Origin of the sequence: Paraburkholderia dipogonis (assembly GCF_046027395.1) — a bacterium.
GTDB classification, from domain to species: Bacteria; Pseudomonadota; Gammaproteobacteria; order Burkholderiales; family Burkholderiaceae; genus Paraburkholderia; species Paraburkholderia dipogonis_A.
Map to the genome: position 1 here is coordinate 51,856 of NZ_JAQQEG010000016.1, position 25,997 is coordinate 77,852.

22 protein-coding genes, 1 pseudogene and 1 riboswitch are annotated in these 25,997 nt (G+C 62.3%); of the genes and pseudogenes, 13 read left to right on the forward strand and 10 right to left on the reverse strand.

Annotation, left to right across the window (positions count from 1 at the left end; translation table 11 throughout):
* Window positions 1-38: 38 nt before the first annotated feature.
* Entirely contained in the window at window positions 39-209 is a 171-nt protein-coding gene (locus PQR32_RS17710) for a hypothetical protein (RefSeq protein ID WP_408229294.1), read from the forward strand.
* A 533-nt stretch (window positions 210-742) separates the two neighbouring features.
* Here PQR32_RS17710 and PQR32_RS17715 read toward each other — a convergent pair.
* Window positions 743-1,483: a CbtA family protein gene (locus PQR32_RS17715; protein ID WP_408229297.1), complete on the reverse strand. Its 741-nt coding sequence runs from the start codon at window positions 1,481-1,483 to the stop codon at window positions 743-745.
* A gap of 11 nt (window positions 1,484-1,494) precedes the next feature.
* Entirely contained in the window at window positions 1,495-1,716 is a 222-nt protein-coding gene (locus tag PQR32_RS17720; RefSeq protein ID WP_408205154.1) for a CbtB domain-containing protein, read from the reverse strand.
* A 2-nt stretch (window positions 1,717-1,718) separates the two neighbouring features.
* Window positions 1,719-1,872, reverse strand: a riboswitch (adenosylcobalamin (AdoCbl) riboswitch).
* Window positions 1,873-1,959: 87 nt separating this feature from the next.
* Between PQR32_RS17720 and PQR32_RS17725 the strand changes: the two genes are divergently transcribed.
* Window positions 1,960-2,547 carry a histidine phosphatase family protein gene (locus PQR32_RS17725; RefSeq protein WP_408229300.1) on the forward strand — a complete coding sequence of 196 codons (588 nt, stop codon included), beginning with the start codon at window positions 1,960-1,962 and terminating at the stop codon, window positions 2,545-2,547.
* Between the two features lie 18 nt (window positions 2,548-2,565).
* Here the strand turns inward: PQR32_RS17725 and PQR32_RS17730 are convergent, their stop codons facing one another.
* The 5 genes from PQR32_RS17730 to PQR32_RS17750 form a co-directional block, all read right to left on the reverse strand.
* Complete coding sequence (locus PQR32_RS17730; RefSeq protein ID WP_408229303.1) at window positions 2,566-3,006, reverse strand: hypothetical protein; 441 nt, start codon at window positions 3,004-3,006, stop codon at window positions 2,566-2,568.
* Window positions 3,007-3,071: 65 nt separating this feature from the next.
* The gene (locus PQR32_RS17735; RefSeq protein ID WP_408229306.1) at window positions 3,072-4,076 is read right to left on the reverse strand and encodes an alpha/beta hydrolase; all 1,005 of its coding nucleotides are present in this window, start codon (window positions 4,074-4,076) and stop codon (window positions 3,072-3,074) included.
* Between the two features lie 19 nt (window positions 4,077-4,095).
* Complete coding sequence (locus tag PQR32_RS17740) at window positions 4,096-5,454, reverse strand: MFS transporter (protein WP_408229309.1); 1,359 nt, start codon at window positions 5,452-5,454, stop codon at window positions 4,096-4,098.
* A complete protein-coding gene (locus PQR32_RS17745) occupies window positions 5,451-6,527 on the reverse strand; it encodes an alpha/beta hydrolase (RefSeq protein WP_408229312.1) in 1,077 nt (358 codons plus the stop codon). The genes PQR32_RS17740 and PQR32_RS17745 overlap by 4 nt, the downstream gene beginning before the upstream one ends.
* Window positions 6,528-6,602: 75 nt before the next feature.
* Window positions 6,603-7,655, reverse strand: coding sequence for a porin (locus PQR32_RS17750; protein ID WP_408229315.1), 1,053 nt, complete (start codon window positions 7,653-7,655; stop codon window positions 6,603-6,605).
* Window positions 7,656-7,820: 165 nt separating this feature from the next.
* Here PQR32_RS17750 and PQR32_RS17755 point away from each other — a divergent pair, with 165 nt between their 5' ends.
* The 8 genes from PQR32_RS17755 to PQR32_RS17790 all read left to right on the forward strand — a co-directional run bounded on the left by PQR32_RS17755 (window position 7,821) and on the right by PQR32_RS17790 (window position 17,641).
* The gene (locus tag PQR32_RS17755) at window positions 7,821-8,723 is read left to right on the forward strand and encodes a LysR family transcriptional regulator (RefSeq protein WP_408229318.1); all 903 of its coding nucleotides are present in this window, start codon (window positions 7,821-7,823) and stop codon (window positions 8,721-8,723) included.
* An 84-nt stretch (window positions 8,724-8,807) separates the two neighbouring features.
* Complete coding sequence (locus PQR32_RS17760; protein WP_408229321.1) at window positions 8,808-10,325, forward strand: ATPase domain-containing protein; 1,518 nt, start codon at window positions 8,808-8,810, stop codon at window positions 10,323-10,325.
* A gap of 3 nt (window positions 10,326-10,328) precedes the next feature.
* Window positions 10,329-11,987 (forward strand): ATP-binding protein, encoded by a 1,659-nt coding sequence (locus PQR32_RS17765; RefSeq protein WP_408229324.1) that lies wholly within the window; start codon window positions 10,329-10,331, stop codon window positions 11,985-11,987.
* A gap of 117 nt (window positions 11,988-12,104) precedes the next feature.
* Window positions 12,105-12,725: a MarR family winged helix-turn-helix transcriptional regulator gene (locus tag PQR32_RS17770; protein ID WP_408229327.1), complete on the forward strand. Its 621-nt coding sequence runs from the start codon at window positions 12,105-12,107 to the stop codon at window positions 12,723-12,725.
* 6 nt (window positions 12,726-12,731) lie between these two features.
* Window positions 12,732-14,834 (forward strand): FUSC family protein, encoded by a 2,103-nt coding sequence (locus tag PQR32_RS17775; protein ID WP_408229330.1) that lies wholly within the window; start codon window positions 12,732-12,734, stop codon window positions 14,832-14,834.
* 55 nt (window positions 14,835-14,889) lie between these two features.
* Complete coding sequence (locus PQR32_RS17780) at window positions 14,890-15,099, forward strand: DUF1656 domain-containing protein (protein ID WP_115778589.1); 210 nt, start codon at window positions 14,890-14,892, stop codon at window positions 15,097-15,099.
* Window positions 15,096-16,124, forward strand: a complete 1,029-nt coding sequence (locus PQR32_RS17785; RefSeq protein WP_408229333.1) for an efflux RND transporter periplasmic adaptor subunit — start codon at window positions 15,096-15,098, stop codon at window positions 16,122-16,124. The genes PQR32_RS17780 and PQR32_RS17785 overlap by 4 nt, the downstream gene beginning before the upstream one ends.
* Window positions 16,121-17,641, forward strand: a complete 1,521-nt coding sequence (locus PQR32_RS17790) for an efflux transporter outer membrane subunit (protein WP_408229336.1) — start codon at window positions 16,121-16,123, stop codon at window positions 17,639-17,641. The genes PQR32_RS17785 and PQR32_RS17790 overlap by 4 nt, the downstream gene beginning before the upstream one ends.
* Before the next feature lie 73 nt (window positions 17,642-17,714).
* Here PQR32_RS17790 and PQR32_RS17795 read toward each other — a convergent pair whose 3' ends face one another.
* The 3 genes from PQR32_RS17795 to PQR32_RS17805 form a co-directional block, all read right to left on the reverse strand.
* Complete coding sequence (locus PQR32_RS17795) at window positions 17,715-17,873, reverse strand: S-adenosylmethionine decarboxylase (protein WP_408229606.1); 159 nt, start codon at window positions 17,871-17,873, stop codon at window positions 17,715-17,717.
* Between the two features lie 246 nt (window positions 17,874-18,119).
* Window positions 18,120-18,581: a (2Fe-2S)-binding protein gene (locus PQR32_RS17800; RefSeq protein WP_408229339.1), complete on the reverse strand. Its 462-nt coding sequence runs from the start codon at window positions 18,579-18,581 to the stop codon at window positions 18,120-18,122.
* 46 nt (window positions 18,582-18,627) lie between these two features.
* The gene (locus PQR32_RS17805; RefSeq protein ID WP_408229342.1) at window positions 18,628-20,898 is read right to left on the reverse strand and encodes a xanthine dehydrogenase family protein molybdopterin-binding subunit; all 2,271 of its coding nucleotides are present in this window, start codon (window positions 20,896-20,898) and stop codon (window positions 18,628-18,630) included.
* A gap of 206 nt (window positions 20,899-21,104) precedes the next feature.
* Here PQR32_RS17805 and PQR32_RS17810 point away from each other — a divergent pair.
* The 3 genes and pseudogenes from PQR32_RS17810 to PQR32_RS17820 all read left to right on the forward strand — a co-directional run.
* A pseudogene (locus tag PQR32_RS17810) lies at window positions 21,105-21,526 on the forward strand (transposase family protein); the annotation flags it as partial.
* A 355-nt stretch (window positions 21,527-21,881) separates the two neighbouring features.
* Window positions 21,882-24,002: a S8 family serine peptidase gene (locus tag PQR32_RS17815; RefSeq protein ID WP_408229345.1), complete on the forward strand. Its 2,121-nt coding sequence runs from the start codon at window positions 21,882-21,884 to the stop codon at window positions 24,000-24,002.
* A gap of 89 nt (window positions 24,003-24,091) precedes the next feature.
* Window positions 24,092-25,903 carry a hypothetical protein gene (locus PQR32_RS17820; protein WP_408229609.1) on the forward strand — a complete coding sequence of 604 codons (1,812 nt, stop codon included), beginning with the start codon at window positions 24,092-24,094 and terminating at the stop codon, window positions 25,901-25,903.
* Window positions 25,904-25,997: the final 94 nt, after the last annotated feature.

Genomic DNA, 25,997 nt, shown 5'->3' on the forward strand with positions numbered 1-25,997 from the left:
TCGAGTGTCCACGATGAAGAGCTTTAAGAGGTAGTTAAATGAATGACGCAACCGACGAAAATGAGGACGATTTAGATGACGACGGAAACGATCCTCCTTTGACCCCCGCGCAACAAGTTGCTGCCGATCGTCTGACCGACGCTGACCTGCGCGTAATTGATGCCGCACTTCTCAAGCATCTGACTGGACTTTATCGAAAGGTCGCCTGAAACGTGGCACTTGGCATAGGCTCCGATACGACGTTTTACCCCGACATCATCGACGTGTTTTACGCACAGCGTATCAAGTTGATGGCTGAAAAGGGTTTGGTTGAGTCAGTCGGCGATCTGAATAGAATGCGCTACAGCGAGGTTCGCTTGCCGCAGACTGCGAGCGGTCAGGACAAGTCCATATCAGGCAAATAGCCGTAACAGGTTCTTCGTTCCCAGCGAACATATCTAGAATGAAGGCGCGAGCAACCGCGTCTCATTTCTTAAGGCATCAAGTTACTTGTTGCTTCATCGATATACGGGCCAACTGGATGGCGCGAGGTGCGGCACGAAGCATCGTGCCAGCCTTGCGCTGCAAGGGTTCCAACGCCCCAAAAGTTACCCACAGAAATTGTTCGCAAGCCTGTGGATAACCACCCCACAACAGCTCCAACTCCTTGACGCAGAACCCATCTTGATCACTGCGCGCAAAGCGCCGAGAGCAAAGCGCAGAGCGCAACCACCAAACCGGTTGCGCCCCTCGAATCCAAACATCAAACCGACTTCACCGCCGACCTTCCCCCCACCCGCATAAACGCGCTCCGCTCAACCAGTGCCCCAAACAGCAGCCCAATTGTCGCCCACATAATCGCCTGCATACCCAGCGCCGCGACGCGAAACTTCCACAGCAGCACTGCCGGGAAAGCCTCCGGAACTTCGTTGATGGTGGGCATCGACAATTGCACCGCGGCGATGATCACGATGAACACCACCGCCCCCACAATCGAGCCATTCCAGGCGCCAAGCTTCACGGCCAAACGACGCCGCACCTTAAGCGAAAACACCATCGCCGCCAGCGAGATCGCAATCATCAGGAAGAACAAACCAGTCCGCGTCCCAATCGTCTCAGGATCGCCGACCGAGGGCGGGTTCGCCGGATACTTCAGATTCGGCACGACCGCCAGTGCAATGAACGCGCCGAGCGCAAGCCACGCGGACAACGCGCGCGGGCTCAATGCGCCCACTCGTCCATAGGCGTACGCGAACACCAGCGAGAACAGCCCGCCGAATGCCGCACCGTAAGTCAGCACGCCGGTCAACAGGCCGATACCCCGCTGCGTATCGCGGCTCACAATCTCGGGTTCAGCGGCCTCGCCTTTCGCGGCATCGGCCTTTTCTTCGAATGAAATCGCCTGATTGACCTGCGGCTCGCCCACCACCCGGGCGAAGCCGAACGTGAGCAGTCCCGCGGCGATGCCTGCAAGCATCCCGCGTACCAACAATTTACCAACCATGGTCGACTCCGTTAGTGGCAGGGAAAGCCGAGCAGATGGCGGCCGTCGTGCACGAACTCATGCACGTACATGCCCGGCACCAGCGAGGTGGCGCCCTGTTCCGCACCCACGAAGTAAAGCGCGAGCAACAACAGCAAGCCGCCGAATACGACCCAAGGCAACAACTCGCGCAGCGGAATCGGCGTGGGTTGAGCAACGGGCTGGTTGGCGGGATCGAAAACAGCTTCGTTCATGATGGACATCTCCTGGGGTAACGCGCCCCGATAGTCATTGCAGAGGATTGGTGCGAAGCTCAGGTCTGGCTTTCGGCTTGTGCTGCCGATTACAGTGGCGCGACCGCGCCGGGCTCTCACCGGCTTCCGCGCTTCGCAGTCCCGCTATTCTACGCGCTAAACTTCGGCACCCGGCAACGCAAAAAGTACGCCTCATCCCGCCGCGTTCGGCTTCGGGGCGTGGCTTCACAGGACGTGAACAGAATGGACACACGGCTATTACTGGTCAGCCACGCATCGACCGCCGCCCAGCGCGCGGGCCGTTTTCCCGCCGATGACCCGCTCGACGCCCGCGGCCTCGCCGAAGCCCACGCCGCGCGCACGCGTCTGGCGATCGCGGACGACGCGGCGGCTTTCGTCAGCCCGGCCGTCTGCGCACGCGAGACGGCAGGGGCCCTGGGCCTCGCGGCATCGGTCGATGCTGGCCTGGCGGATATGGACTACGGCACATGGCAGGGACGGCGCCTAGCCGACCTCGCTGCCGAAGCGCCGCAAGACCTCGCGGCATGGACGCGCGATCCCGACGCCGCGCCGCACGGCGGCGAGTCGTTCAGTCAACTCGTGAAACGGGTAGGAGAATGGCTCGACGCGCTGGACGGCGCGAAGGATCGTGCATCGAACCATGCGCGCGACGTGATCGCCGTCACCCATGCGCCGGTGCTCCGGGCAGCGATCGTGTATGCCCTCGGGGCGTCGCCCGCTGTGTTTCCGCGCATTGAAATCGCGCCGCTTTCGATGATCGAGTTGCGGCGCTCGTCGCGCGGGTGGACATGGTGGCCGGCGTCACACTAGCCGCCTTCGCCTGGCGGCTTACTTACCCGACACCACCAGACGCAGCTTATTCGAACCGGTCGGCGTCAGCGTGATGTCGGTCCGCTTGCCCTTCGCGCCCAGATAAAAGTGCTGACGTCCCGGCGAATTCTGATCGTGCGTGGCGTCCGGCAGACACGACGCGATGTCCGCCGCGACTGCTTGCAGCGCGTCGGCATTCGAACCGGCGTCGTGATGCGGCGTCCATGTGCACTGATAGGCACCGCGGCTCGGCGAACATTGCGCGTCGTCGCCGTAAGGTTGCGCGACGCCCTTGCCGTCGTCCGGCGTCAATGTGGCGAGCCCGCCAGGGGCGGCCGCGACGATCCGCTTCAGCGATGTACAGGGGCTGGGCGCATCGTCGGCATACGCGCTGCCGGCCAGCAAGACGCCCAGCGACGCAGCGGCAAGCGCGGTGGCAAGTAATCGGGTTCTGTTCATGTCGGGCGATCCTTGAAGTCACTCACAGCTATTAGCGCGGTAGCACGCTTCGTGCCCATGCACACTCACAGCCCAGTACCAAACAAAGCCGCCAGCCCCTGCGCCGACGCGAAAATCCCCTTGGCATCGTGCCCGACACCATCGATCACATGAGTCCGATGCTTCGCCAATCCTTCCGGATGCCGCAACGCCATATAGCGCGCATAGGCCAGGCCGCGCCCGAGCCGGTGTTCCCCTTGCGTCAATGCGGCGCACGAACGGTCGAGCGCCGGATGTTGCGGATCGCAATCCGCGCCGCCGAGCAGCACAGTGACGTCACGCTGCGCGTAACGCGCTTCGAGCGCTGCGGCAGACGTCGCGTCGCCTGTATAGCCCGGCAAATCCTCGAGCCCATACTTCCAGCGATTGAACGACGGACACATGGCCCGATCGAACGCCGCGAATTCGCCGGACGCAACGGGCCGCATCGCATCGAAGTACACATACGACGAAGGATTCGCGACCACGTAGCGCAGCGCGATGCCGCGCGCCGCGAGCGGCGTCTCGTCGCGCGCCACCACCGCATAGCGCTGCACGACCTGCGCGCCGCCCGAGTGCCCCGCGATCACCACTTCGGCAAGCGACGCGAACTGCTCGCGCGAAGCAAGCGTATGCAGAATGGCGTCGAGCACATCGAACGAACTGATCGGCGCGGGACCTTCGGCGTTCTCGCCGCCCATCCAGCTCGTCCAGTCCCAATGCAACGTGGACGGCGGCACCTCATGCGCCTCGATATCCGCCGTCGCGAGAAATTGCGGCACGATCAGCAGCGTATTGGCCGCACTGCCGCCGGCGAGCGCGCACGAACGCTGCGCGAGTTCGAAATACGTGTCGCCGTTACGCAAGCGGCCATGAATCAGAATCACGGCGCGTTGGACTTCGCGCGTCGGCGCTAGCCAGTCGCCGTTCGAAAACACGGGCACGGTGCCGCTGCCCGCTTGCGTCGTAACGCTCAGATGCCGGCTCGCGACGACCGCGACCGGATGTTCATTCGGCGCGCGTTCGTCGTCTCTGGTGAAAGGCTGGGTCATGCAATAGGCTCGTGGTTGATCAATGAGTGGCGGGCCTCGCCGCCGCGCCGCCCGACATGCGTCCGGCACGCGTGAAGTACACCATCGCGAGCGATACGAAGCCGGCAAAAATCAGGTAGAACGCGGGCGTGAGACTGCTGCCGGTCACACGCGTCAAGCCGGTGATGGTCAGTGGCGCCATGCCGCCGAACAGCGTCACCGCAATGTTGTACGAGAGCGCCACGCCCGCCGAACGGCTGCGCACCGGGAACAGTGTCGCGAGCATGCCGGGATGCGCGCCGGACATCGCGGCGAGGAACACCGTCGCGATCATCTGCGCGATGAACAGATGCCCCGGCGTCGGATTCGTCACGACGAAGTGATAGAGCGGATACACGCAGACCATCCACGCGATCACGATCGGATAGAACAGCCGGTACGCGCCGTAACGATCGGCGAGCTTGCCCGACAGCGGAAACAGGAACAGATTCAGCACGCCGGACACGAACGCGCCGAGCAACGCGGTGGAGAGCGGCAAATGCAATTGCCGTTCGACATACACCGACAGATACGAGTGCCACACATAATTGGTCGCCGCCCCGACGATGATCACGCCCATCGCGCAGATCGCCGCATCGCCGTTATCGTGGAAGAACTGGCGGATCGTGACGCGCGGCGGCTTGTCCTTGTGATCGAGCAACCGCTCGAACTCCGGCGATTCGGCCACGCGATGCCGGATGTAGAAGCCGAACGGCCCCGCCAACGCGCCAAACAGAAACGGCAGACGCCAGCCCCATGCCACCAGTTGCTCATGCGTGAGCTGCGTAGTCAGCAGATAGCCGACCCCGGACGACAACAGCAACGCAAACGCCTGCGCCGACATGTTGAAGCTGCCATAAAACATCTTCTTGTGCGGCGGAGCGTACTCGACCAGCATTGCCGAAGCAGTCGCAAACTGTCCGCCCACGGAGAGCCCTTGCAACAGCCGTGCGAGCACCACCAGCAACGGCGCCGCGATGCCAATGCGCGCATAGCCAGGCGTGAGACCCATCAGCAGCGTGCTGGCCGCCATCGAAATGATCAGCAGCGAGAGTGCTTTGCGGCGCCCCGCGCGGTCCGCGTAGATGCCAAGCAGAATGCCGCCGATCGGCCGCACGATGAAACCGACGGCGAACGTGGCGAGCGTCAGCATGATCGACACGAAGCCGCTGCCGCCGGGAAAGAACACTTGCGCGATGATCTTCGCGAAGTAGCCGTAGATCAGAAAGTCGAACCACTCGAGGCCGTTACCGAGGACCGAGGCGAAGATCGCGCGCCGCACCATCGAAGGGCTCAAGGCGTTCGACGCGTCGGCGCCGGATGCGCCACCGTCACTCTGATTGAAGGTCGCCTCGCTCATTGCTCGCATCCTTGAGTGTCGAACATCGCCGCTAGCGCGCACACGGACGTCAGCATGCGCGCACCGTTGTGCCCCACGCCCGCCACGATATGAAAGCTCTGCTTCAGGCCGTCCGGATGACGCGACTGGATATAACGGTAGTACGCCTCGGCACGCGCGACGCGTTGCGGCCCTTGCGCTTCGGCGGCGCAGGTTCTGTCGAGCGCGCTTTGCTGCGGATCGTCATCCGCGCCGCCGACGAGGTAGTCGATCCGGCGCGCCGCATAAGTCGCTTCGAGTTGCGCGGGCGTCCGGTCGTCGAGATAGGGCGGCCGGTTGTCCATGCCGTATTTCCATTGATTGAAGTCGGGACATTGCGCGGCATCGAACGGCGCGGCAATGCCTTGTGCGTTGGGCCGTTGCGCATCGAAATACGCATACGTGGACGGGCTCGCCACCACGTAACGCACGTCGATGCCTTCTCCGGTCAGCGCGGCGATGTTGCGCGCCGCGACGGCGTAGCGCTGCACGACTTGTCCGCCGCCCGAATGCCCTGCGAACACCACGTGCCGCAGATTGGGAAACAGCGTGCGATCGGCGAGCCGCGCGACGATCGCGTCGAGCACCTCGTAGGAACTGATCGGCAGCGGCGCGCGCGCCGCTTCGCCGCCCATCCAGGCGTCGCCGGTCCAACGCAGCAGATCGGCGGGTTCGTCATGCACGCGCGTGTCGAGCGTGGCGAGGAATTGCGGCGCGATCAACAGCGTGGCGTCGGGGTCCGCGTGCGCGGCATCGCGAGCATTTTGCGCGGTACGAAAGTACACGTCCGCGTTGCGCAGCTTGCCGTGAATCACGATCACCGCGCGCGTCACTTGCGGCTGCGCGACGTTCCAATCCTTCGACAGATACAGCGGAAATTCTGCGTGCCCTTGAGGCGTGTCGAGCGTGAAGCGCGTACCCGAGATCGTCGCCACAGGCTTCAGATGTGGCTCGTAAGCATGGACCGCGAACGCGGGTTGCGCGAGTGTCATCAGCAGCGCAGCGGCTGTTGACGCACACAGCACCCCGAGACGTCGTGAAAGATGGAAAGTCATGCAGCTTGCTCCTGATCACCGTGCACTGTCCTGAACGCGGCGCATCGTCAAATCCGTCGTTGAAAAACCAAATACTCAGAACCGGTGGCGAATGCCGAGCGTCACGCCGGTCTGGTTCGGACCGAACGCGGTGTCGCTCGTCAAGCCGACGGGCGTGTACTGATCGTTGGCGTAGTGCGTGGCTGCGGCATACGCGACGGTTGCGTACACATCGGTTCGCTTCGACAGAATATAGTCCGCTCCCAGCACGCCCATCAACGAGTTCGACACGTTGTCCGCCTTGTTGCTCTGGTAGTACGCGGCGGCCGTCAGGCGGAAAGCCGGCGCGATCAGATAACGCACGCCACCGAACCACAATGCCGACGACACTGACTTGCCCTTGGTCGGGTTAAACAAATAGTGCTCATAGCCGCCCATGACCGTGACGTCGCCAATCTGCTCGCGCGCCGACGCGCTCCAGTTGCGCGACTTGGTCCACATGCCGGTCGAGTTGATCGCGCCGTTGCGGTAGTCGTACGCAACGGCCGCGGCGAAGCTGCCGGCGTCGTAATCAAGCGCGCCGCCGTAGGCCGCACTGCTCTGAAACGAATCCGCCGAGCCACCGAAGCTGTAATCCGCCGTCGCCGTCAAGCCGCCGAAGCGGCCCACGTATTTCACCGAATTGTTCACGCGCGCCTTGAACGAAAAGCCGTCGACGGAACCGGTGGTCGGCATCCACGTGTATTGCTGGCCGAACACCATCGGGTCGTATTTGATGAGCGTGTCGTACATCGCCGTGTACTGCAAGCCCGCCGACAGCGCGCCGTACGCATTCGAAAGCCCCACTGCCGCCGTGCGGTTGAACAGCACGCCGGCACTCGCGTTGGTGCCGTCGTTGCCGTTGAAGCCCGCTTCGAGGATGAAGAACGCTTTGTTGCCGCCGCCGAGATCTTCGGCGCCGCGAAAGCCGAAGCGCGAATTGCTGAGACCGCCGGAATTCTCGCGGACCAGCGAGCCGCCGCTGGCGCCGGCGTGGTTGAGAAATTCGAGGTTGGTGTCGATCACGCCGTATAACGTGACCGATGCTTGCGCATGCGCTCCCACGCAACTCACCGCGGCCAGGGCGGCCACCGCACATTGTTTTTTCACTGACGTCTCCATTGATCTTGTTGTATGTCGCTGTCATGTCGATGCGATGGACGAGATCGTAGGATCGGCCGTGGTAAATGTAAAATACCTGTTTTACGCACAATCCATATTTAAAGCATATGGCAGCGAGCCGCCCTTTGAGCGCTGTCCGGGAGACAAAACACCATGGAACTGCGGCATCTGCGTTACTTTCTGGCGGTCGCCGAAGAAGGCCAATTCACACGTGCCGCTGAACGGCTGGCCATGCAACAGCCGCCCCTTTCACAGCAGATTCGCACGCTGGAAGAAGAGATCGGCTTCGAATTGTTCGTGCGCATGCCGCGTGGCGTCACCTTGACGCCAGCCGGCCAGGCCTTTGCGGAAGACGCGCAACGCTTGCTGCAGAATCTGCAGCAGTCGGTCGAAAAAGCGAGCCGGATTGCGCGCGGCGAGCTCGGCACGATTTCGATCGGGCTGACGAGTTCCGCGGCGTTCCATCCGTTCACGACCGAGGCGATCCGTGCGTTTCGCTCGGTGTGCCCCGAGGTCGCCGTCGAGCTTGCCGAACTCAACGCGGCGGAGATCATCGAACGTCTGGCCGCCGGCCAGATTCAGGCGGCGTTCCTACGCAAGCCTGTCGACGCACGCGAAGGCGTGGCGTTCGAGTTGCTGCTCGACGAGCCGATGGTCGTGGTGTTGCCGGTCGGCCATCCGCTGCTCAAGGGCAAGAAGCGGCCGCAAGTGTCGCTGAAAGCGCTAGCGCACGAAGACTTCATTCTGGTCCGCCGGCCAGGCGCCCCCGGCATGTATGCCGATATCCTCGCCGCATGCCGGCAGGCCGGCTTCGTCCCGCGGATTGCCCGGGAAGTGCCGCGCATGGTGTCGGGCATCAACCTCGTTGCGGCGGGGCTGGGTGTGACGCTGGTGCCCGCTTCCATGCAGCGTTACGACCAGGTGGGCACCGTATATTGCACGCTCGCGAACCCCTCGAAGCTCAGTGCGCCGCTGCACCTCGCCTATCCCGCGGCGTTGCATAACAGCGCGGCCACGCGCTTCATTCAACTGGTGAAGGAGCGCGCCGGCGAATGACACCGTCGACGGGCACAGATATTGCATTCTCGCCGTACCGGCTGAACAACCACCAGCCACTTATCGACGCCCATACGCTACGCCATGTCAAACAGACACGCCGCCGCCAAGCCGGCCCGCCTTTCCTCGGGAATCGACGGAATCGACGACATCCTGGGAGGCGGTCTCACGCCGCACCGCATGTACCTTGTGGAAGGTGCGCCCGGTACAGGTAAAACTACCCTGGCCTTGCAATTCCTACTCAAGGGTGTCGAAGAAGGACAGAGAGGTCTGTACATCACGCTGTCTGAAACCCGCTCCGAATTGATCGCGGTGGCCGACAGTCATGGCTGGGACATCAGCCGGTTCGCGATTCTCGAGCTGCTATCCGACGAAGGCCTCGACCCGCAATACGAGCAGACCGTGCTGCACCCGGCCGAGGTCGAACTCGGCGAGACCGTGCGCAACGTCATCCAGCAGGTCGACGAACTCAAACCGTCGCGCATCGTGCTCGACAGTCTCTCCGAGTTGCGTCTGCTGTCGCAGAACCCGCTGCGTTACCGGCGGCAGATTCTCGCGCTCAAGCGCTACTTTGCCACCCGTGAATGCACGGTGCTGCTGCTCGACGACAATACGGCCGATCCGAGCGACGTGCAGTTGCACAGCATCGCACACGGCGTGATCAGCCTCGACAATCTCGTGCACGACTACGGCGGCAACCGGCGGCGCACGCGCATTGCCAAGATGCGCGGCATCAAATTCCGCGAGGGGTACCACGACTTCACGCTCGACACCGGCGGCATCCACGTGTATCCGCGCCTCGTCGCGGCGGAACACCACGCGAAGTTCGACACCGAGGTGGTCAGCACCGGCACGCCGGGACTCGACGCGTTGCTCGGCGGCGGTCTGATCCCCGGCACCAATGCGCTGATGATCGGCCCTTCGGGCGTCGGCAAGACCACTACGGTGGTGTCGTGCCTGGTCGCGGCGCTCGAACGCGGCGAGCGCTGCGTCTACTACGTGTTCGACGAGACGCTCGTCACACTGATGATCCGCTGCGCGACGCTCGGCATGCATCTGGCGCCGCACGTGGAGAGCGGCCTGCTGACGCTGCGCCAGATCGATCCGGCGGAAATCTCGCCCGGCGAATTCGCCAGCGACGTGCGCGATTCAGTCGAGAAGAGAGACGTCAAGTACGTCGCGATCGACAGCCTGAACGCCTATCTCCAGGCGATGCCCGGCGAGCGCTACCTGCTGCTGCAAATGCATGAATTGCTCGGCTATCTGAACCAGCAAGGCATCATCACGATGCTCGTGCTCGGACAGCACGGCATTATCGGCGAGGTGCAGAACGATATCGACATCAGCTATCTGAGCGACGTGGTCGTGCTGTTCCGCTATTTCGAACACCACGGCGAAGTGCTCACCGCCGTGACGGCCGTGAAGAGCCGCGCCAATGCCCACGAGCGCTCGATCCGACAGTTCCGGCTCGTCGGCAAAGGCGTGGAAGTGGGCGAGGCGCTGCGCGACTTCGAGGGTGTGCTATCCGGACTGCCGGCTTATCGCGGCAGCACCGCGCTGCTCGGCGCGACGAACCGCGTCATCGACACGTCCGGGCAGTAAGTCATGGAGCAACGCGTCCTTATCCTGGCGCCGTTTGGCCGCGACGCCGATGTGATTGCCGAGGTGCTGCACAAAGATAAGCGCCTCTGCGTGGCATGCCGCGATGCCGACGCGCTCACCGCCGCGCTGGACGCCGGTGCGGGCGCCGCGTTGATCGCTGAAGAAGCGCTCGCGGGCAATCACGCGATCCGGTTGTTCACCTGGCTCGAACAGCAGCCGGCGTGGTCCGACTTCCCGTTCATTCTGCTCGCCGCCTCACGCCTCGGACATCGCTCCGAACGCGGGCTGGAAGTGCTCGAACGGCTAGGCAACGTGGTCGTGCTCGAGCGTCCGCTGAATTCGGAAACACTGCGGCGCGCGGTGGCGTCGTCGTTGCGGGCACGCGCGCGGCAGTATGAATCGCGCCGCCATCTGGCCGAGCGGATCGAAGCGCAAGAGGCGCTGGTGCAGTTGAACGACTCGCTGGAAAGCCGCATCGCCGAACGCACTCACGAACTCGCCTCCGCCAACAACCGGTTGATGATGGAAATTCACGAGCGCGCCAAAGTGCAGGCGGTGCTGGTGCAATCGCAGAAGATGGAAGCGCTCGGGCAACTCACCGGCGGCATCGCGCACGACTTCAACAATCTACTGAACGTCATCATGGTCAACGCGGAGCTGATTGCGCGCGTGAGCAGCGACGAGCGCCTGCGCGGCATGGCGGCCACCGTCAAACGCGCGACCGAACGCGGCGCGAAATTGACGGGACAGTTGCTCACTTTCTCGCGTAACAGCAACCTCGATCTGAAAGCCGTGGACGTGGTGTCGCTGCTGCAAGGCATGCGCGACATCATCACGGTGTCGCTCGGGTCGAGCATCCGTTATACCAACGAGTTCGACGGCGAAGAGATGTGGACTCAGGCCGACGCCAATCAGCTCGAACTGGCCGTTCTCAATCTCGCCATCAACGCGCGCGATGCCATGCCGGGCGGCGGCCAGCTCGGCATTTGCGTGAAGGAGCGCGAGGCGCCCGATCAGACACTCGACGAAGGCCGCTACGTAGTGGTCGAAGTCGCCGATACCGGGTCGGGTGTGCCGGCCGAAGTGGTGTCGCGCGTGTTCGATCCGTTCTTCACCACCAAGCCGATCGGCAAGGGGACGGGGCTCGGCTTGAGTCAGGTCTATGGCATTGCGAGGCAGGCTGGCGGCACCGCGCGTCTGTTCAGCGAGGAAGGCGTGGGCACCACCGTGGAGATCTGGCTGCCGTTGCGCGAACGCGTGGCGCCGCAGGCCGAAGCGGCATCCGATGCTGAAGCGAACGTGGTCGGCGAAAAGCGGGTCCTGGTGGTCGAAGACGACGGCGAGGTGCGCGCCATGCTGGTCGAGTCGCTGAGAATGCTCGGCTACACCGTGACCGAAGCCGCCGATGGACGCGCCGGCCTGAACCGTTTGCGGGACGACAAGCCGGACCTGCTGATGGTGGACTTCGCCATGCCCGGCATGAACGGGATCGACGTGATCGCCGAGGCGCGCAAGATGCGCGAGGATTTGCCGGTGATTCTCGCAACGGGTTACGCGGACGTGGACATTTCCGGGCTGGCGGTGAAGCGCTGCACGATTTTGCGCAAGCCTTTTCAGCTCGATGATCTGGCGCGTACGGTAAGGCTGGGGCTCGCGGCTTGAGCGACGTTGACATCGCGCCCCCCGGTGCCCGTCAACACACGCGGCCATACCGCACCGCGACAAAAAATTCCGATTCAATAGTTTGCTAACGAATTTTTTGGAAATACAATACCGGCCATGTCGAATCTCGATACCTTGCGCCGGACCGTCAGCAGCACGCTGGTCGTCGCCGCCCGAAAATGGCGGCGCACGAGCCATGGCGTGCTGGCGGCCTTCAATGTCTCCGAGGCGTGCGCCACCCCGCTCCTGACCGCCAGCCGGCTCGGCGCGGCCGTGCGCCAGGTCACGCTCGCCGACCACATCGGCATCGAAGGGCCGTCGCTCGTGCGGCTGCTCGATCAACTGTGCGCCGCGGGTCTGATGCGTCGCGACGAAGACCCCGAAGACCGGCGCGCGAAAACCGTGGTGCTCACCAAAGAAGGCCGCGCTGTCACCGCGAAAATGGAAGAAGAACTGGTCACGCTACGCGCGCAAGCGTTGAAAGGCGTCTCGCGCAGCGATCTCGAAGCGACCTTGCGCGTGCTGGCCGCGTTCACAGCCGACGCCAGCGAGCGCGCGGATCAGAACAGCGATATCAGCGGCGATCCGGACAGCGATAAACGCGCCCAAAGCGCCTCGGGCGAACGAGCCCAAGCCGCCAGCAAAGCGGCCAAAGCTACCAAAGCTACCAAAGCGAACAAGTCGAACAAAGGCAAAGCAGACACCGCCGCGCCGCACAGCGCCGGCGACCCGGCTTAACGGTTTATGGTCTACCCTTCCCTTCGCGACTGGCTGTTCTCCGTCAAGACGTTTGCCGCGGCGATGATCGCGCTCTACATCGGCCTCGCGCTCGAACTGCCGCGGCCGTATTGGGCGATGGCGACCGTCTACATCGTCTCGAACCCGTTTGTCGGCGCGACGCGCTCCAAGGCGCTCTATCGTGCGCTCGGCACCATGCTCGGCGCCTCGGCCGCGGTGCTGCTGGTGCCGCCCTTCGTCGAATCGCCGTATCTGTTCAGCGTGATCGTCGCGCTATGGACCGGCACGCTCCTGTATCTGGCGGTGTCCGACCGCACCGCGCGCAGCTACGTGTTCCTGCTGGCCGGCTATACGATGCCGATCATCGCGCTGCCCTCGGTAACCAATCCAGGCGGCGTGTTCGATCTCGCGGTCAGCCGCACCGAGGAGATCACGCTCGGCATCGTCTGCGCGAGCGTTGTCGGCAGTGCGCTGTTTCCGAGCCGGCTTGCGCCGACCATCATCGAGCGGACCGACGCATGGTTTCGGGACGCGGCGTTCTATGCCACCGAAACGTTGTCCGGACGCATTGCCAGCTCGGCGATTTCGGGCGCCCGGCAGCGCATCGCGGCCATCATCAATGGCCTGGAATTGCTGCTGAGCCAGTTGGCCTACGATCACACGCGGCCCGACATTCTGGCGCACGCGCATGAACTGCGCGGTCGCATGCAGTTGCTGCTGCCGATCATGTCGTCGCTCGCCGATCCGCTGATCGCGCTTTACAACAGCGGCCGGCAAACGTGGCCCGAGGGTCTGGAAAGCCTGCTCGCCGATGTCATCAAGTGGTTCAATGAGCCAATGCCCACCGTGAGCGAGGGCTATCATCCCGATCCGGCGGCCGACGCGTTGCGTGAGCGCATCGCGGCGATGCAGCCGCCGCCCTCCGCGCTCGCGGGCTGGGACGGCGCGTTGCTTTCGAATGCACTGTGGCGCATGAAACAGGTGATCGACGTCTGGCAGGACTGCCGCTCGCTGCGCATCATCATCACGCGGGAAGAAGGCTCGTGGCGCCCGCGCTTCCGTCATTGGCGGCTGGGCGGCACCGAGCGCTTCTACGATCACGGCATCATGCTGTTCTCGACCGGCTCGGCCGCGGCGGCCGTGATTCTCGCGTGCAGTTTGTGGATCAGCTCTGGCTGGAACGACGGCGCGAGCGCGGTCACGCTCGCGGCCGTGGCGTGCTGTTTCTTCGCCGCCCTCGACGAGCCCGCGCCGTTCGTGTTCCGCTTCTTCGTGGCGACCGCGATCAGCGTGGTGGCGGCGGGCGTCTATCTGTTCGTCGTATTGCCGCACGTGCATGACTTTCCCATGCTGGTGATCATGTTCGCCGCGCCGTTCATCTTCGTCGGCACGCTGATCCCGCGCCCGCAGTTCAACCTGGCCACGGTGCTGGTCGCGGTGAATACGGCCACCTTCATCAGCATTCAGGACGCGTACGACGCCAATTTTCTGGTGTTCATGAACAGCAATCTCGCGGGCCTCACTGGCTTGCTCTACGCGTATCTGTGGACGCGCGTGACACGGCCGTTCGGCGCCGAACTCGCGGCGGCCCGTCTGTTACGTTCGAGCTGGGCCGACGTGGCGCTCACGGCGTCGACGCGGCCGATCCAGGATCCGCGCAATCTCGCCGCGCGCATGCTCGACCGCCTGATGCAGTTGATCCCGCGCCTTGCCGCCACCGACGACCATCGCCATCCGTCGATCGAAAGCTTTCGCGATCTGCGCATTGCCTTCAACGCACTCGATCTGCGCCGCCTGACCCACAAGCTGGGCGGCGAAGCGCCGGCCGCGATCGATCACGTGCTCGACGACGTGCGTCAGTACTACGAAAGCTGCGTCGATCGCCGCAAGCGCGAGCCGGTGCCCGACAGCCTGATGTCGTCGATCGACGCCGCCGTGGCGCGCGTAACGGCACAGGGGCTCGCCAACGCCGGTGCGCCGAGCGCGGCCTCGCAAACCTCGGCACGCCGGTTGCGCGAAGCGCTGCACGCGCTGGTCGGCTTGCGTCTTTCGCTGTTTCCGGCCACGCTGATCACGCCGACGCCGCCTGAACCAGAGGCCGCTGCCTGATGCGCCCAGCCCGTCACCGCTTTCCAGCCCTCTCCACCCTTTTCCACTTCCCGCGATGATCGGTGAAATCGATATCTTCGGCGTGTTCGTGCCGGCCGTGCTCGTGCTGATGTTGGTCGCGTATCTGATCAACCTCGCCATTCGCACGGTGCTCGCGCGCGTCGGCTTTTACCGCTTCGTCTGGCATCGCTCCATCTTCGATCTCGGCATCTATGTGCTGGTGCTGGGCCTTGTCGTTGTCGTTTCGCACAGACTAATAACGTGAAAAAAACCTGGTTCTCCGTCGGTCAAATTCTGCTGACCCTGATCGTCGTCGTCGTTGCGGCCTTCGTGCTGTGGAAACTGGTCGGCTACTACATGTTCGCGCCATGGACCCGCGACGGACACGTGCGCGCCGACGTGATCCAGGTCGCGCCGGATATCTCGGGGCTGATCTCGTCGGTCGAGGTGGTGGACAACCAGCAGGTCAAGCAAGGCCAGGTGCTGTTCGTGATCGATCAAGCCCGCTATACGCTCGCGCTGCGCCAGGCGCAGGCCACCGCGCAACAACGCCGTGCCACGCTCGATCAGGCGCGCCGCGAAGACGCGCGTAACCGCAAGCTCGGCAACCTGGTCGCCGCGGAGGTGTCGGAAGAAAGCCGCTCGCGCGTCGAACAGGGCGAGGCCGCGCTTGCCGATGCGAATGTGGCTATCGACACAGCGAAGCTGAATCTGCAGCGCGCCACGATCATGAGTCCAGTCGATGGCTATCTGAACGACCGCGCGCCGCGCGTCGGCGAATTCGTCGCGGCGGGGCGCGCGGTGGTCGCGGTGGTCGACATGCATTCGTTCCGTGTCGATGGGTATTTTGAGGAGACCAAGCTGGGTGGCATCGACATAGGCCAGCCGGTGGATATCACGGTGATGGGCGAGCCGACCGTGTTGCGCGGACACGTGCAGAGCATCGTTGCCGCGATCGAGGATCGTGACCGCACGCAAGGCTCGAATCTGCTGCCGAATGTGAATCCGGCGTTCAGTTGGGTGCGGCTCGCGCAACGGATTCCGGTGCGTGTGGCGCTCGATGAAGTGCCTGCGGATTTCCGCATGATTGCCGGGCGCACGGCGACTGTGTCGGTGCGTGATCTGTCGCCCGGCAGTAAGAGGCGTCCGGATGCGGGAGCGTCGGGTGCGGTGGCGGCTTCGGCTTCCTCGTCGGCGTTCCCTTCGGCGTCTGCTACCTCCGCTGCTCCGGCTGGTTCGGCTGCACAGCCGGCGTCGACTGCGGTCACATCATCGGGCGCCTCGCAATGAAGCTGTCGCGCGCCCTGCCCTTATTGCCGTTGCTGCCGTTGGCGGTCGCGCTCAACGGCTGCATGAACGTCGGTCCCAATTACTCGTTGCCGCAACAGGCGCTCGTCAACGCGCCGCTCGCGAATGCGCCGATCGAAGGCGCCGACACGTCTCTGACGACGCGCCAGAACGTGCCGGCCGTGTGGTGGAAGCTGTACGACGATCCCGTCCTGAACGGACTCGTCGACGAGGCACTGCAATCGAACACCGACTTGCGCGTCGCGGCGGCGAACCTCGCGCGCTCGCGTGAAGCGTTGGGCGTGGCGCAAGCTCAAGGCGGCTTTTCCGGCAAGACGTCGGCGCTGATCGAACGCGCGCAGGAGTCCGCCGAACAATACCTGCTCACCGAGAAACTGCCGGTCGTCAATGAAGGCGATATCGGCATCAGCGTCTCGTATGAAATCGATCTGTTCGGCAAGCTGCGGCGTGGCGTGGAGGCGGCGCAAGCGGACACCGAATCCGTGCAGGCCGCGGGCGAACTTGCACGGATCACCGTGGTGGCGGACGTGGTGCGCTCTTACGTCGAGCAATGTTCGGCCGCCGAGGAACTCAGGATCGCGCAACAGTCGCTGGCCTTGCAGAAACAGCGCGTGGACGTATCGCGCCGGCTGCGCGACGCGGGCCGCGGCAATCAGCCCGACGTGACGCGCGGGCAAACCCAGGTCGATACGTTGTCGGCTGATATTCCGCGCTATAGGGCGCGCCGCAAGATCGCGCAGTACCGCCTCGCGGCGTTGCTCGCCCGCGCGCCGTCCGACCTGCCGCCGGCCGTGCTCGCTTGCGACAGGCTGCCGCAAATCCGTCAGCCGATTCCGGTCGGCGACGGCGCCGCGCTGCTCAAGCGCCGCCCGGACGTGCGCGAGGCCGAACGTCAACTGGCGGCGTCCACGGCACGTATCGGCGTCGCTACCGGGGCGCTGTATCCGACGGTGAGCATCGGTGCGTCGGCGGGTTTGACCGGCGTTCTGGAAGACCTCGGCACGTCGCCCACGGCGCGCTGGGGCTTCGGTCCGTTGATCAGCTGGACGTTCCCGGCAAACGGCGCGCGTGGCCGTGTGCGTGAAGCGCAGGCATCGAGCCAGGTGGCGTTGGCGAAGTTCGACGGCGTGGTGCTGACCGCGCTGCGCGAGACCGAAACCAGTCTCGCGACCTATGCGTCGGATTACGCCCGCGCCGACGCGCTGCATGCCGCGGTGAAGTCGGCGACGGAGTCGGCGGATGAAACGCACCGGCTGTATCGCGCGGGACGTGAGTCGTTTATTTCCGATCTGGATGCGACGCGCACGTTGACGTCGACGAAATCACAGGCGGCGGCCGCGGATGGCCAGGTGGCGATCGATCAGGTGAATCTGTTCCTCGCGCTGGGCGGAGGGTGGGAAGTTGATCCGCAGAACGCGTCGGGTAATTCGACGCCGGCGGCTGCGGTGCCGGTTAAGGCAACGACGGCGCCGACGGCCGCTGCGGCAAAAGCGCCTTAACGCGGCTTTTTATGTTGATTGTCTAACGCGGGACGCTATTCAAGCGATCGCTTTAGACAATCCGCTTGCCGATCTATCTACCGCAGCGGCACAACCCCACGCCGCACGTGCGCACATTCCGCACTTCCGCTCGCAACTCGCGAGCGATCTGCGCGACCGCATCTTCAGCACGCGCCTTGCCGCACATGAAAATATCGAGCGCGGCGCAGCGATACTCCGGCCACGTATGAATCGTTGCCGTGACGCGCGTCCAGCTTACGAATTATTTTTGACAAGCTTTCTTTTACCTTTCATTTCGGGTTAAATACATGTCACCAACCACACATTACGGGGACATGTATGTCGCAATTCATGAAAAGCGCAGCCACGCTGGGCGGCTGCATCGGCATCTTCACGGCGGTCGTCGCCGTGGTGGAATTGCTGGCAGGTTGAGCGCGCGCGGCGGGCTCTTTCGATAGCGCGAAACACCTAGGCGGCATTACGCGGGGCGGCGCTTTGCCGCCGCCTGGTGGATTGCCGCCCGTACCCGTGGATAGGTGCCGCAACGGCATACGATGTGCGACATCGCCGTGTCGATGTCGGCGTCGGTCGGTTTGGGATTGTGCTTGAGCAACGCGCAGGCCGCCATCAGTTGCGCGCTCTGGCAGTAGCCGCACTGCACCACGTCGAGATCGATCCACGCGGTCTTCAATGCCTGTGCTTCGGGTCCCTGCAAGCCTTCGATGGTCGTGATCTTCTGTGTATGCAGCGTCGACATGAGTGTCTGACACGCGAAGCAGAGTTCGCCGTCGACGTGGATCATGCACGCGCCGCAAATCCCCACGCCGCAGCCGAACTTGGTGCCCGTCATGCCGAGTTCGCAACGCAGCACCCACAGCAGCGGCATGTCCGGCTCGGCTTGTACCGCCACCGCCCGGCCGTTGATGTTCAGCGATCCCATTGCTTACCTCCATGAGTATTCGAATTCGGCGCGCTTTCCGTGAGCTTCACGCGAGCTTCAACGGCAGCGAGCGCAGGCGCTGGCCGGTCAGCTTGAACACCGCATTGGCAACCGCCGGCGCGACCGGCGGCACACCCGCTTCGCCCACGCCTTGCGGATGCATCTGGCTCGGTATGATGTCCGTATCGATCACCGGACAATCGTCGATCCGCACCACCGGAAAATCCAGAAAGTTTTTCTGCTGCACCTGACCGTCGACGAGCGTGATCTCGTCCTGCAACGCGGTGGAGAGACCGAAGACGACCGCGCTCTCCATCTGCTGACGAATCAGATTCGGATTCACCGGCATGCCGCAATCGATCACGCAAACCACCCGATGCACACGAATCTTCTTACCCGGCCCGATCGACACTTCCGCGACCTGCGCAACCACGCTGCCGAACGCCTCATGCAACGCGACGCCACGCGCGCGCGGCGCGCCGTCGGCGGCACGCGTCAACGGATGTTCCCAGTCCGACAACGCCGCGACGCGCTTTAATACCGCCAGATGCCGTGGATGCTGCTCGAGCAGCGCAGCGCGAAACGCAATCGGGTCTTTGCCGGTTGTCACGGCGAGTTCGTCGGTAAAGCCCTCGGTGAAGAACGCCTGATGCGAGTGGCCGACCGAGCGCCAGAAACCGACCGGCACCGGCAGTTCGACGATCTTGTGCGCGACGCGCGCAGCGGGCCATTCGTAGGGCTGATCGAATGCGCCTTCGCAGGTGGTCTTGTCGATGGGAAGGCGCGGCGCGCCGTAGTAGCGCGCGAGCGCTTCCGGCACGATCGCCTGACTCGCCGACGTGGCCTGCCACGCCACCAGCTTGCCGTCGTTGTCGAACCCGGCTTTCAGCCGCGACAGGCATGCCGGACGATAGAAGTCATGTGTGAAATCCTGGGCCCGCGACCAGAGGGTTTGCACCGGACGGCCACCGCCCTCGCGCGCAATCGCCGCGGCCTGGGCGATGAAATCCAGCTCCAGACGCCGCCCGAACGCGCCGCCGAGCAGAAGCGTTTGCACGTCGACCTTGTCGGCGTCGAGGTCCAGCACTTTCGCCACGTGGTGTCGCGCGAGCGCGGGCATTTGCGTGGAGACCCAGACCGTGGCCGCGCCGTCCGCGACCTGCACGGTGCAATTGAGCGGTTCGACCGCGCCATGCGCGAGATACGGCGCGCGATATTCGGCGCTGACGGTGCGCGCCGCGCGGCTCAACGCGGCATCGGTGTCGCCCAAGTGGTAGTAAACGTGGCCGGCGCTGTCGTCGAGTGCTTGCGCGAGCCGGCGATCGACGTCCGCATTCGACAGTTTCGCCGCTGGGCCGTCGTGCCAGATCACGTCGATCGCGGCGACCGCGTTCGTCGCGCGAAACGGGTTGTCAGCGATCACCGCGACGCCGCCAGTACCCCCGCTGTACGGCGCGACGGCGAACGCCTTGATGAAGCCCGGCATTTTGCCGGCGGCCGTTGCGTCGAACTTCGCCACCGAACCGCCCAGCGTCGGGCACATCTCGACGCTCGCATAGAGCAGCCCGTCCGGCAGCACGTCGATGCCGAAGCGCGCCGTGCCGTTGATCTTCGACGCCGCTTCGATACGGCGTAACGGTTTGCCGATCAGCTTGAAGCCGGCGGGATCTTTCAGCGTCACCTTGCGCGGCAGCGCCTGCTGCGCGGCCATCGACGACAATTCGCCGAAGCTCGCCTTGTGGCCAGACGGGTGCAGCACCTGACCGCCTTCAGCGCGGCATTCACCCGCTGGCACTTTCCATTGCGCGGCCGCTGCGCTGATCAGCATGGCGCGGGCGGACGCGCCGGCTTCGCGCATCGGCGTCCATAGATCGTTGATGCTCGATGAACCGCCGGTCATCATCGTGCCGGCTTCGCGCACCAGCTTGCGGGTCATCCAGACGGTGGCGCGCTTGATGGTGCCGTCGTCATCGGGGCGAAACGGCAGGTCGTCGATAATGCTTTGCACGCTGTTGTAGATCCTGTCGATGGGCGAGTCTTCGACGCGCACCTGCGACCAGTCGGCGTCCAGTTCTTCGGCGAGCAGCATCGCGAGGCCGGTGTGGATGCCCTGCCCCATTTCCGCCTTGCACATCATGATCGTCACGCTGTTGTCGGCGGCGATCTTGACCCAGCCGTTGAGCGCCACTTGCGTGCCTTGCGCCGGCAGCGGCATGGAGGTGGTCAAACGCTGTCCCGGTGGCAGCACAGACCAGCCCACCAGCAATGCGCCGACAGCGCCGGCGCCGCCGAGCAGAAAGGTTCTGCGTTTCAACATGGCATGGTTCGGTCAGCTTGCACGATGGCTGGGAAGCTGTGAAGGCGCGGATCGACGCCTGGCGTTGTTCCTCGGAATAGTAATAAGACGGGGGAGTGGATGTGGGACTTAAATGCGGGCTTTTATGGTTGGGGGGCTTGGGGCGGGGGATGGGGAGGATGGCGGGAATGGGGGGATGTCGTGGGGTGTTTCATTAAATGATGTAGACGGCTTGCTGCCGACGGCTCGCTGCGTGGCAGCAAGCCGGCCTCTGGTGGCGTATCCACGAAACGCTGCTGGCCGACCTGGCGAAAAAATAAACGGCCAAAGCTCACAGACTGGCGCAAGCCCGCGCAGAAAACACTATCTCATCGTCGACGCGAAAGGTATCCCGCTCGCAATCATCCTGAGCGCGGCAAACCGGCACGACATTATCCAGCTTGACGCGTTGGTCGATGCCGTTTCACATATTCCCGGCAAGCGTGGGGCGCCCGCAAAAATCGGCTCGCCGCACGGCAGCGGACTTGGCAAAACGCGCTGGTCCGTCACGCGTTCGATTGCACGACTTCACTCGTCTCGACTGCTGACGATTCGTTACGAAAGCCATGCTCATGTTGACGAGGCATTCAAGTCTTTGGTCTGTACGTAAATTTGCCGAAGCGTCTAAAGCCTCCGTTTAATCAATTCCGCAAGGGCTTCCAAGGCTTATCTGAAAATAGAACCAATTATGCGTAGTGTGTATCAATTTCTCTCTAACGCCTCGGTCTAGAGGCCTAACGGGAGAAGCTCTCCGGAAGTTTCTCCCGCTGCCTGCTGCATTTCGCAATCGACACGTCGCCATTCCTGACGTTGCAGGTAAATCACCTCACACATAAACCAGCGCCTTCCGCTGCATCTCACTTTTCCAAACGATTACCCTCGCATGACGAATGGTTAACGGTTTTTTGTGCGGTTTGCCGATCGTAAGGACGAACGATCACAGCAGAATCTGGAAGATCTAAAAAATGAAAGAAGAGAGAACGAAAACCGGAAAGGTCGATTTTCATCGCGCAGTCGCCTGGACGGATGCGATCCGGTTGAGGCTATCCACACGCCGAATCGTTGTGAGTGTTGCAGGCGTACCCCTATTGGTGACCCTAGCCGCGTGTGGCGGAAGCGGCGGGAATAGCACCGCTTCCCAGGAAGCGCCGACCGCTAGTGATAAGGTGGAGGTGGCCGCCGCAGCGAGCGCCGCCAGTTCCGCCGCGGTTCCGCTCGCCCTATCGCTGAAGATGAACACGACCAGTATTTCGTCCGACTCGCAGACCGATAGTTTCATCGTCAAGTATAAAACAGGCACCGTTGAACGCGGATCAACGGCGGCAGTCCAGTCGAAACTCGACAAGCTGGCGAGCGCCTTTCCAGCGAGGGCGCACCATGCGCGCCGTATGGGTGTCGGCTCCGATGTGATAACGACAGAGCGCAAACTGAACCCCAAGGAAGCCAAGACGTTCATGCGCGCCATTGCAGCGGACCCGAACGTTGAATACGTGGAGCCGGATGTGCCTATATCCGCAAGTTCGACTCCCAATGACCCGTTTTACAACATGCAATGGGGGCTCTTCTCAAACCTTGACCTGTATCAGCCCAATGTCGGGATTCGCGCGGCCAGCGCGTGGAATATCGCGACCGGCGCAGGAATCACTATCGGACTGGTGGACAACGGCACAACAAGTCACAGCGACCTGAATGCGAATGTTATCCCACAGGGCTATGACTTTACCTACCTTGGTCCTCCGGGTGGATCAAATCCTGGCATAGGAAGAAGTTGCGGAGTCACGTATCACGGCACTCACGTTGCAGGCATCATGGCGGCCGTGACGAACAACGGCGTCGGGATTTCAGGAATTGCGCCGTCCGCAAAGGTCCTTTCCGCGCGAGTGCTTAATGAGTGCGGTACTGGCGTGCTCTCCTCTGCTTCGGACGCGGTGATGTGGGCCTCTGGCGGGTCGATTCCGGGAATACCAAACAACGTTCGCCCCGTAAACGTTATTAATTTAAGCGTTAGCGGCCCTGGTCAATGTTCAAAATCGATACAGGCTTCAGTCGACTACGCGACCAGTCACGGCGTAATCGTTGCTGTTGCTGCCGGAAACAATAACGACGATACGTCGAATTACCAGCCCGCTAATTGTTACGGCGTTATTGCCGTCGGCAATACTCAGGAAAACGGTGTGCGAGGTTATTTATCGAACTATGGGCCCGTTGTTGACATTGCCGCGCCGGGCACCAACATTTACTCAACCTATAACGATGGCACCCGGTCGTTGGGCGCTGAGAGTTATGCTTACGAATCTGGCACATCGATGGCTGCACCGATGGTTAGCGGCGTCGTTGCTCTAGTAAAGTCTGTGGCACCGGTCCCGTTAAGCGCGGCCGAAATGCGCACGCTGATCACGCAGCACGCGCAACAATTTCCTCTACAGCCTGATCTACCGCTGGGCTCGGGTATCCTAGACGCAACGGCGACAGTTGCCGCTGCCAAGGCTGGAGAAATTCCAGCAGCGGCAGATTTCAAATGTTCGCAGGGCGCAACTGGGATGCTGGTGACATGTACGGACCTGTCTACTGCGAGAGGTGTTGCATCGATCAAGTCTTGGGCCTGGAACTTTGGCTCGGGTAATCAGGTTGATATGGTAAGCACGCAATCAGTGAACCCAAACAACAACTACGAATATCCTGGCACTTACAACATCACCTTAACGGCCACTGACAGCACAAGCGCAGTTAGCAGGGTAACGCGACCCTTTACGGTCGTCGCTCCTGAATCAACCGATCTGAATTTCGACGTCAATTTCCAGATTGCTGCGACAGCAAACGTCATGAAGTATTTCAAGCTGGACGTTCCGGCTGGCGCGCCAATCCTGAGGGTGGCCCTCTCGAACAGGTCTAGCCTTGAATCGGGAATGATGTATCTCAGGGCAGGATCGCCTACTACGGTAAACGCATCTTGCGTGAGGACCTTTGCATCAGGCAGCGGCGCCCAATGCATCCTGTCGAACCCGGCCGCAGGCACTTATTACATTATTGTGAGCCCTAATACGAACCTCAATGACGATGTGATTTACGCTACCTATACGCCGTAAAGCTTCTGGTACGCGAAGGCCTCCTGCGTCACCCTTGCGGCGCGCAGGAGCACAACTTCTCGAACAAGAGAAGCTAGCTATCTTTGAAAATGTCCAATCCATCCGCCAGTAGTTCTGATGTAATAGACGTAACCGCCCTGATTGCCAGTGCGGACGCCGATTTTTCCGCCTTGCGTTTCAGCGATGCGGCGAGCGCCTATCAGCAGGCGTTGGCCCTAAGCCCGTACAATATCCACGCACTGCATCGTATGGGGCTGGTGTGCGTGCACCTGAAAAAAATTGCAGAAGCGGATATGTATCTGGAGCGCGCTCTACAGGCTGATTCTGCACGGGCCGACCTGTGGGAACACGCAGGCTTAATTGCCGCAATGAACGCCGACTACATGCGTTCGGAAGCCTACTATCATCGCGCGATGGGCCTCTCTGGAAGTACCGCCACTTTGCATCGTAATCTCGCGGATTGCCTGCGACTGGGCGGGCGCCTCGCTGAAGCGAAAGTACAATACAAGGAGGCTCTTTCTATAGAAGCGAAGCTCCTTCATGCGATGCGCGCCATCGCGCGCATAAGTGCCGAACTCGGGAACATTGATGACGCTGCCGACTACTGGCTACGCGCCTGGGCGTTCGACTCGACTTCGTTGCAAGACGGGCTTGAGTTGGTCAGTGCGTTAGCAAAAGCCAAGCGAACAACGCTAGTTGACGAAACGATTGCACAAATCAGAAATCGGGAAGCGGATAATGCCGAGGCATTGCAGGCGCTGTGTCTCGCGTTATATAGGATTGACCGTTTCACCGATATGCTCAGTGTTGCCCGTCAGGGACTCAAGATCGATCCGCGACGCGTCACACTGCACCACTACGCGGCACATGCCCTGAGCGTGCGCGGCAAAGTTGCAGAAGCGCTGGTCTACAGCAGGGAAGCGGTACGGCTCACACCTGACGATCCAGTCATGCAGTGCCAGCTTGCATGCCTCGAACTGAGCCAAGGCGACTATAAGAACGGATGGGCGCGTCGCAATATGACTTATGCCATGCCCCTAGCGCGCGCCACATTGGTATTTCCAAATTTTCCGGTGTGGAATGGCGAACCAGTTTCGGGGTGCCGTTTCTTGCTCGTAGGCGAGCAAGGACGTGGTGACGAAATCCAATTCATCCGGTTTGCCGAATGGCTGCATCAGCGAGGCGCAATTGTCGATGCGCTGGTCAGCCAACCCGTCGCCAAAATCGCGGCCAGCATGACCAGCGTACGGTCGGTTTTTACAAAAATACCGGCCGGACCTTACGGCTACTGGAGCCATATGCTAAGGATGCCGGAGTACATGAAGCTTGATCTGCCCATGCTGCCTATTGCTATGCCATACATTTCAGCATCGCAGCGCCATATTGACCAATGGCGGTTAAGAATCGATGCAGCCTCACCCTTAGCTGCATACAAGAAAAACGCAAGAATCGGTGTAGTGTGGGCAGGTGGCCCCCACACCGCTCTCGATCGGTTCCGGTCAATTAGTATCGAAGCGCTAAAACCTCTTTTTTTGCACCCCGGCACGACATGGTTTTCAGTACAGAAAGGCGAGCATGAATGCGACAGCGAAGCCTTGGCGGATAAGTTCGATTTGCACACGCTCGGTCCAATCATCGAAGACTTCACCGACACGCTCGCCATACTTAAAACGCTTGACCTGCTCATTACTGTTGATACGGCCGTTGCGCATCTTGCCGGTGCGGCGAACCTTCCTGTCTGGGTACTTTTGCCCGCGTATTCCGAGCTGCGATGGCTGACCGACAGAACCGACAGTCCCTGGTATCCATCGATGCGGCTATTCCGCCAGCGCGAACTCGGAGAGTGGGATCCAGTTATCGAAGAAGTGCGGGAAGCTCTGACGGATTGGTGCAGTACCTGACCAATATAGCGGCCGCGCCTTGAGCCATGCAGTTCTCACGGGGCAAAGAAAAGCAAAACCTGCGGGGTGCAGGCGGACCGGTTCGCTGGCACGC